Genomic DNA, 7498 nt, shown 5'->3' with positions numbered 1-7498 from the left:
TTCTCTGAAAATGGAACCGTGGAAGGGATAACAGATAGCGCGAAGATTACAGTTGAGGTTCTAAATTTGAATTCCCCTGTGCTAGTAAATGATCGCAAGGCTACCATTCGCGGCTGGTTAAAGCCGAGAGGAAGGCCCCTTAGTGCAGTAGACGCCTTAAGGGTTATCAGGAAAATGGACGAGCCTGATTCTAACGACTGCCTACCCCAGTATTGTGAAGCAATAAAGCAAATCGCAGAACAACACGTCAGAAGGCAGCAGGGGCGTGAGGCTGCCATTCGTAGTCGGTTACGCAGTCAATAGAATATGCGCTCGCGTCATGGTTCCAGAGTTGCGGATTGGATGATCTCTACTCCTGCCGCCTCCATTTCCGCCATGGCCCGTTTCAGCGAGCCGTCCAGGTCGATGGCCCGGCAGGCGTCCGGGACCAGGAAGGTGGTGAAACCTGCCGCCCGCGCATCCAGAGCGGACCAGGCCACGCAATAGTCCAGCGCCAAGCCGACCAGGTACAGGGTGTCGATCCCGCATTCCCTGAGATAGCCCGCCAGGCCGGTCGGCGTGCGTCGGTCGGCCTCGACGAATGCCGAGTAGCTGTCGATCTGCGGGTTGCAACCCTTGCGGATCACCAGGCGCGCATGGGGCAGGCGCAGGTCGGCATGCAACTCGGCACCATGGCTGCCTTGCAGACAGTGATCGGGCCAGAGCACCTGGGGGCCATAGGGCAGTTGTACGGTATCGAATGGCTTGCTGCCGGGATGACTGCTGGCGAAGGAGGCATGGCCGGCAGGATGCCAGTCCTGGGCAATGATCACGTTGCCAAAGCGCTGGGCCAATCGGTTGATCAGCGGCACGATTTCGTCGCCACCGGCAACGGCCAGTTTGCCACCGGGGATGAAATCGTTCTGCACGTCGATCACGATCAGGGCGCAGCGTGGGTCGTTCAGGGGTAGACCGGCAGAGTGGGGCATTGGAATGTCCTCGCATGTCGAATTTGTGCCGCCAAGCATACAAAGGATGGCACGGCTATGGCAGGTCGCGGTGGTCGCATGACGTTGTAAGCGCCCAGCGCCGCGACAGGTACGTGGTCGACGTTGCGCCGCGGCCTGGCGAGCGGGTGCTTTAGCGTCGCGCGCATTCAGGCAGCGTTGGCCGCGCGGCTCGCGCGTTTCCACCGCAACCGGCTAGGTGGCGAAACGCTGGCGAAGCAGTTCCGCCATGGCGTGCAGTTCGCTCGCCGGGTTGCGCCCGATGAGCATGTAGGCATGGCTCTGGCCGACCCAGAACACCACATTCATGCCGCGCCGCACTTCCTCGGTCGGCGTTCGCACGCCTTTCCTCGCGTGGGTGATGCACAGGGCCAATGGACCGTGCTGCGGATCGAGGTAGGCCAGTTGGGCAATCGGCTCGTTATCGTACTCGAGCAGCTGCGCACGCTTGAGCTGCGCCCCAGGCAGCAGCACCTGGGACGGCTCCAGCTTCAGCCCGAGGCCTTTGTCGAGGGTGCGCAATTGTGCGCGCTGCGAACCCTCGTCGTCCGGCAGGTCATCCAGGGTTTGTGCGGTATAGAGGGTCATGTAGTCGGCGACCACGCTACGCCAGCTGACTTCATGCTCTTGCCTGGGCGCCTGCCAGGCCTGGAACAGCCGGTCGGCGGCGATCCCGGCGACCATGAAGCTGGCGGCAACGGCGAGAAAGCCGCGCCGGCTCAGCGATGGCCTGGACGCGGGTGATGGCAGCGTTTCGAGCATGTCGGCAAGACGACCGTGCGGCGCCTGCGCCAGCAGTTCATCGTAGGCTTCACGAAACGGCAGGGTGCTGCGACCCAGCCATTCGACCCGCTCGGCGACCGCCGGATTCTCGGCAATGGCAACCGCAACCCGGGCACGCTCTTCGGCATCGAGCTGGTCGTCGAGAAAGGCCACCAGCAACTCATCGGAAGGCGTGTAGTGAGAAAACCGGTCAGTCATCGCCGTTCTCCGCTGGTTGAGGTGGGCACGGCGCGCAGGGGCGGGTTCTGCGCCAGCTTCACGCGCGCCGCGGCGAGTCGGCTCATGACCGTGCCAATCGGCACTTCGAGAATATGCGCCACTTCCTTGTACGACAGACCTTCGACATAGGCCAGGAACACCGTCTCGCGCTGGCTCTCGGGCAACGCGGCGACGCGCTTGATGACCTGCGCGGCGAGCACATGGGTCTGCGCCACCTGCTCGCCGTCGAAGGCCAGGACCTCGTCGGCATCGACCTGGCCCTGACCCCGGCGCACGCGCTGGGAGCGGATCTCGTTGAGCCAGATCGAGTGCAGGATGCTGAACAGCCAGCGATCCATGCGGGTACCGGCGACGAACTGTTCACCCCGTTCCAGGGCACGAACGCAAGTGGCCTGCACCAGGTCTTCGGCAAGGTGTCGTTGCCGGGACAACAGCAGGGCGTAACGCCACAGGCGTGTCAGGTGCTGGCCCAGTTCGGCGCGTATTTCCTTGTCGCTGGCGATGGCAGCCTCCGTGTGTCTCGGGGTTCAGGCCTGGGTCGGATGGGCGATGGCGTCGGCCAGGTCTTGGTATTCCTCGCACTGGTTACCACAGAGCGATTCGATGGCCTGCAACTGCTCCCGGGCGAGGTCCAGGCGGCCCTTGAGCACATAGGCCTCACCCAGATATTCGCGGACCTGAGCGTAGTTCGGATCGAGCCGGACCGCCTGCAGGTAATAGCCGATGCCTTCATCGGTGCGCCCCAGCTTGCGGGTGGCATAACCGCGATAGTTCAGGGCCTTGGCGGTATTGGGGTTTTTCAGGGTATCGAGGACGTGCAGCGCCTCCTGGTATTGCTGGTTCCTGGCCAGGCCATAGGCGTAGTCGGCGCGCGCGTCATCGCTGGCACGGCTGCTCACCAGGGGTTCGCATTTGTTGGTTTTCGGGTTCCAGACCTGCTGGTTGGTGCACTTGGGCTTGGGCGGTGCCGGCTCGTCGCCGGAGGCCAGGGCCAGGTTGCTCGAAAGAGCAATCAGTACGGAAACGATCAAGGTGCTTTTGCGAAGGCTCATGGGTAATGCTCCAGAAAGTGGGCAACGATGAGAACGCCTGGGCGCCAGGTTTTATTCGATGACTCGGAAAATTATTTTATGCGACGTACAGCCGGAGTGCGCCCCAGGATGAGCGACGCGAACCACTCGACCTGGGGCTCTTTTTTACAGGCCCGATTCGGCCAGGCCGGGAAACGCCATCCGTGTGAATCTGTTGTTTGCGCGCCGGTCGCTGTCAGAGCGCCAATAACTTGCGCGCCACGCATTGCGCGTTATCGGCCGCACCGTGGTCTCCCATGACCAGTGCCACGGTAATGGCGCCGTCGATCAGGATCAGCAGTTGCCGGGCAACCACCAACGGAACCTCGATGCCATGCGCTTCACAGAGTTCGACGAGATAGTCGAGCAGTTTCTGCTTGTGTTCCTTGGCCAGCAGGCGCACCGGGTCCAGCGGGTCGCCGGTCTCGCCGGAGGTGTTGATGAAGGCGCAGCCACGAAAGCCTTCCGAGGCGAACCAGGCGCCCAGCACGCTGAACAGGTTGAGCAGGCGTTCGCCGCTGGTGGGGGCCTTGTCGACTTCGTCGCGATACCACTGCATCCAACGGATGTCCCGTCGGCGCAGGGCCTCTACGGTGAGATCGTCCTTGGTGCCGAAGTGCTTGTAGATACTCTTGCGCGCCACGCCGGAGGTCTTGACCAGCAGGTCGATGCCGGTGGCATGGATGCCGCCCTGATAGATCAGCTTTTCGGCCGTGTCCAGGAGGGTTTCGCGCGTTGGATTGGGTCTGATTTCGTTCATGGGAGAGATGGTGGAATGATCGTTCTCCAAGGTCAATCCCCATGTTCAATAATATTTGGTCACGGGCCCAATCCGCGGCTGTTTCGAGGGGCGGGTGTGGGCCCGTTCGCGGGCTAGCCCGCTTGTATGGTGGATACCCGAAGGGGTGGGGGGACGACAAAGCCGATTCTGACTGTCGCGAGCAGTACAGACCGTGAGAGATCTTGCCCCCCACCAAAGCGCCGATAAGGACCGCATCGTTCACAAGCGCCGCTAGATACAAGCCAGCGCCTCTTGGTGAAACCCCTCTCCCACGGTGTGCTGGCTACAGCATCCTGTGGGGGCGGGAGGTGCAGGTCAGACCCTGAAAAAACTGACCTTGCGCGTCAGGTTGTCGGCCAGCGCCGAAAGTTCGCGGCTGGACAGGGCAACCTGGTTGGAACCGACCGAGGTTTCCACGGCGGCATCGTGGATACGGTTGATGTTCTGGTTCACTTCCTGGGTCGCGACCCCTTGCTGGGTCGAGGCACTGGCGATCTGCGCGTTCATGTCGTTGATCGCACCGACTTCCTGGCGGATACGAACCAGCGCCTCTTCGGCGATACGGGTCTGCTCGACGGTACGCTGGGCCAGTTCCCGGCTGTTGCGCATGATTTCGGCCGTGTCGCTGGCGCCGGACTGCAGTTGCCCGACCATCTCGCGGATCTCCCGGGTCGAATCCTGGGTGCGGGTCGCCAGAGAGCGCACCTCGTCGGCCACCACGGCGAAACCCCGTCCGGCTTCTCCGGCGCGGGCGGCCTCGATGGCGGCGTTAAGGGCCAGCAGGTTGGTGCGTTCGGCAATCGAATTGATCACCTCGACCACGTTTTCGATGGCCTGGCTGTCATGGGACACCCGCCCGACGGACTCGGCGGCGTGATCGAGCACTTCGGCCAGGCGCTGCATGTCGCTGGCGGTGTTCTGCACCACCTGCTTACCGCTTTCCACCGCCTGGTCGGCAGCCTTGCTGGCCTGCGCGGCGTTCTGCGCATAGGCGGCGATTTCGTGCACCGTGGCCGCCATCTGGTTGACCGCGGTGGCCATTCGTTCGGTTTCCCCGGTCTGCAGACGCATCTGCTCGTTGTTGCTTTCGGAACTGGCCAGCAGTTGCGAGGACGAACCCATCAGGTCGTGGGCCACGGCGCGGACCTGGGTGATGGTCTCGGCCAGGTGGCGGTTGCTGGTCTTCAGGGCGCCCATGACGCTGTCGGGGTAGCGGGTCTCGATCACGCCGTCGAGCTGGCCGTTGGCCAACTGCCGGATCGCGTCGGCGACCGCTTCCGGTTCGGCGCCGAGCGTCGACTTGAGGTTGCGGATGATCAGGACCGAGACCAGCACGCTGAGCAGCACGGCGATCGTGGTGACCAGTAGCATCAGCGTGGCGAAGTGGCTGGCGGTGGTGCGGACTTCGGCCAGTTGCTTGCCGATCGAGGCTTCCTCGTAGTCGATCAGCGCGTTGATGCGCTTGAGCCACTCCTTGTAGACCGGGGAAATATCGGACAGCAGCAACGCCTGGGCCTTGTCCATGTCGCCCTGGCGACGCACCTCGATCAGCCTGGCAGTGAGAGCCTGGGTGGTGCGTTCGCTGTTCTTGATGTCATCCAGCAGGCGCCGCTCGGTATCCGAGGCCCCCGTTTTGGCGAAGATCGCGTCCAGCGGCTGTGCCGATGCCTGGTAGTCGGCGTTCAACCGCTCGATGTTGCTCAGGTGGCTCTCCAGGCCGGCATTGTCGCGCACCAGCACGGCATCGCGGATGGCGATGGCGCGATCATGCACGCTGCCACGGAAGTTGATCGCGTAACGTTGCTTGACCGCGCTGTCGTCGCTGACATCGGTCAGCGTCGAGTCGATCAGACCGACACGATTGACCCCGATCAGGGTCACCAGGGTCAAGAGCGAAAGCACCAGCCCAAAGCCCAGTCCAAGGCGTTTGGCAATTGTCAGAGAGCGGGGCATTTCAGGTTTCCTTAGCGTAGACGCAGGATTGATGTCAGAGAGCCATTATTTGGGTAGCGTTGTATCGCGTTGCAAGGGGGCGACCCAATTTGTTTTTATCTATTGCCACGATGGGATGAATATCCCGGAGTTGGCGGCAATGACCTGCTCGAACACGAGCATCAGGGGCAATGCATGGTGTAAGCTCACGAATCTTCCGAATTCGACCCGAGCCCTATGCCGTCGTTTTTCAAACGCTCACTGCTCCCCAAACTGCGCAGCTTCCCGCTGACTGCCGACTCCCTGACCATCCTGCCTTCGGCCGCCGAGTTCCGGCGTTGCCTGCTGGAGCGGATCGCCGCCGCGCGCCGGCGCATCACCCTGGTGGCGTTGTACCTGCAGGAAGACGAGGCCGGGCAGGAAATCCTCGATGCCCTGCACGCGGCCAAGGCGACGCGACCGGAGCTCGAGATCGTCGTGGTGGTCGACTGGCTGCGCGCCCAGCGCGGGCTGATCGGTGCCGCCAAGCAGCCGGGCAACAGCGCCTGGTATCAGGCCCAGACCCGTGCCCATGCCACCGAGGTGCCGATCTACGGCGTGCCGGTGCAGACCCGCGAACTGTTCGGCGTGCTGCACCTCAAGGGCTTCATCATCGACGACTGCGTGATCTACAGCGGCGCGAGCCTGAACAACGTCTACCTGCACAAGTTCGACAAGTACCGTTTCGACCGCTATCACCTGCTGCACAACCCGGCGCTGGCCGATTCGATGCAGGGCCTGGTGCACAAGGAGTTGCTGGCGTCCCATGCGGTGTGCCGCCTGGATCTGCCGAGCCTGCCGACCACCCGCAGCCTGCGCGGCGGTATCGGCGACTTGCGCAGCCGGCTGAAACGGGCCCAGTACGATACCCGCGTCGGCGCAGAGCCGAGTTTCAACCTGTCGGTCAGCCCTCTGCTCGGGTTGGGCAAGAACAACCCGCTGAGCCGGGTGATCTGCGAGCTGATCGCCGCCAGCCAGTTGCAACTGACCATCTGCACGCCGTACTTCAACCTGCCGCTGGCGGTGACCCGGGAAATCAACCGGGCACTGGAGCGGGGGGTGAAGATCGACATCATCGTCGGCGACAAGACCGCCAACGATTTCTACATTCCGCCAAACGAGCCGTTCAAGGTGATCGCGGCGTTGCCGTACCTGTACGAGATCAGCCTGCGGCGCTTCGCCAAGCGCCATCAGGCGGCGATCGACAAGGGGCTGCTGAACCTGCACCTGTGGCGTGATGGTGACAATACCTACCACCTCAAGGGCATGTGGGTCGACCAGCGCTATACCTTGCTGACCGGCAACAACCTCAACCCGCGTGCCTTCCGGCTGGATCTGGAAAATGCCCTGCTGATCGACGATCCACGCCACGAATTGCTCGCGGTTCGGGCTCGGGAACTGGAGTCGATCATGGAAAATACCCGGCGGATCGGCAATTTCCGCGAGTTGGAGACGCTGGTGGACTATCCGGAGGCGGTGGGCAAGTTCTTGCGACGGGTGAGCCGGGTGAAGATCGAGCGGTTGCTCTATCGGATACTCTGAAGACAGGATGATCGCAATGGTGAGATTGTATCAAGCAGTCTGAAGATTATTGCTAAAAAGTATAGTTCACTGTCATTTTTGACAGTAGATGATCGTCGCGCCTGTATGTAGCTTCAAATTCATGGTTGGCTCTTCCCGACACCCAG

Annotated in this window: 7 protein-coding genes; 1 reads left to right on the top strand and 6 read right to left on the bottom strand. The window is 62.3% G+C overall.

All coding sequences use genetic code 11. From position 1 onward, the window contains the following. Nucleotides 1-317: 317 nt before the first annotated feature. The 6 genes from pncA to K675_RS0128600 all read right to left on the bottom strand — a co-directional run bounded on the left by pncA (nt 318) and on the right by K675_RS0128600 (nt 5792). The gene (gene pncA / locus K675_RS0128625) at nt 318-968 is read right to left on the bottom strand and encodes a bifunctional nicotinamidase/pyrazinamidase (protein WP_017906890.1); all 651 of its coding nucleotides are present in this window, start codon (nt 966-968) and stop codon (nt 318-320) included. Between the two features lie 213 nt (nt 969-1181). Then, a complete protein-coding gene (locus K675_RS0128620) occupies nt 1182-1967 on the bottom strand; it encodes an anti-sigma factor family protein (protein WP_017906889.1) in 786 nt (261 codons plus the stop codon). Continuing rightward, nucleotides 1964-2461, bottom strand: coding sequence for an RNA polymerase sigma factor (locus tag K675_RS0128615; RefSeq protein ID WP_080635422.1), 498 nt, complete (start codon nt 2459-2461; stop codon nt 1964-1966). The genes K675_RS0128620 and K675_RS0128615 overlap by 4 nt, the downstream gene beginning before the upstream one ends. A gap of 54 nt (nt 2462-2515) precedes the next feature. Then, the gene (locus tag K675_RS0128610; RefSeq protein WP_017906887.1) at nt 2516-3040 is read right to left on the bottom strand and encodes a tetratricopeptide repeat protein; all 525 of its coding nucleotides are present in this window, start codon (nt 3038-3040) and stop codon (nt 2516-2518) included. Nucleotides 3041-3254: 214 nt separating this feature from the next. Further along, entirely contained in the window at nt 3255-3818 is a 564-nt protein-coding gene (locus K675_RS0128605; protein ID WP_017906886.1) for a TetR/AcrR family transcriptional regulator, read from the bottom strand. Between the two features lie 336 nt (nt 3819-4154). After that, nucleotides 4155-5792 carry a methyl-accepting chemotaxis protein gene (locus K675_RS0128600; RefSeq protein ID WP_017906885.1) on the bottom strand — a complete coding sequence of 546 codons (1638 nt, stop codon included), beginning with the start codon at nt 5790-5792 and terminating at the stop codon, nt 4155-4157. 216 nt (nt 5793-6008) lie between these two features. On the opposite strand from K675_RS0128600, the gene pssA reads away from it, so the two are divergent. Beyond that, entirely contained in the window at nt 6009-7352 is a 1344-nt protein-coding gene (gene pssA, locus K675_RS0128595; protein ID WP_017906884.1) for a CDP-diacylglycerol--serine O-phosphatidyltransferase, read from the top strand. Nucleotides 7353-7498: the final 146 nt, after the last annotated feature.

This window comes from Pseudomonas fuscovaginae SE-1, from assembly GCF_000364705.1.
In the GTDB taxonomy this organism is placed as follows: domain Bacteria; phylum Pseudomonadota; class Gammaproteobacteria; order Pseudomonadales; family Pseudomonadaceae; genus Aquipseudomonas; species Aquipseudomonas fuscovaginae_A.
Note: the sequence above shows the minus strand (reverse complement) of the source record. Positions and strands in the feature narration are given on the sequence as shown.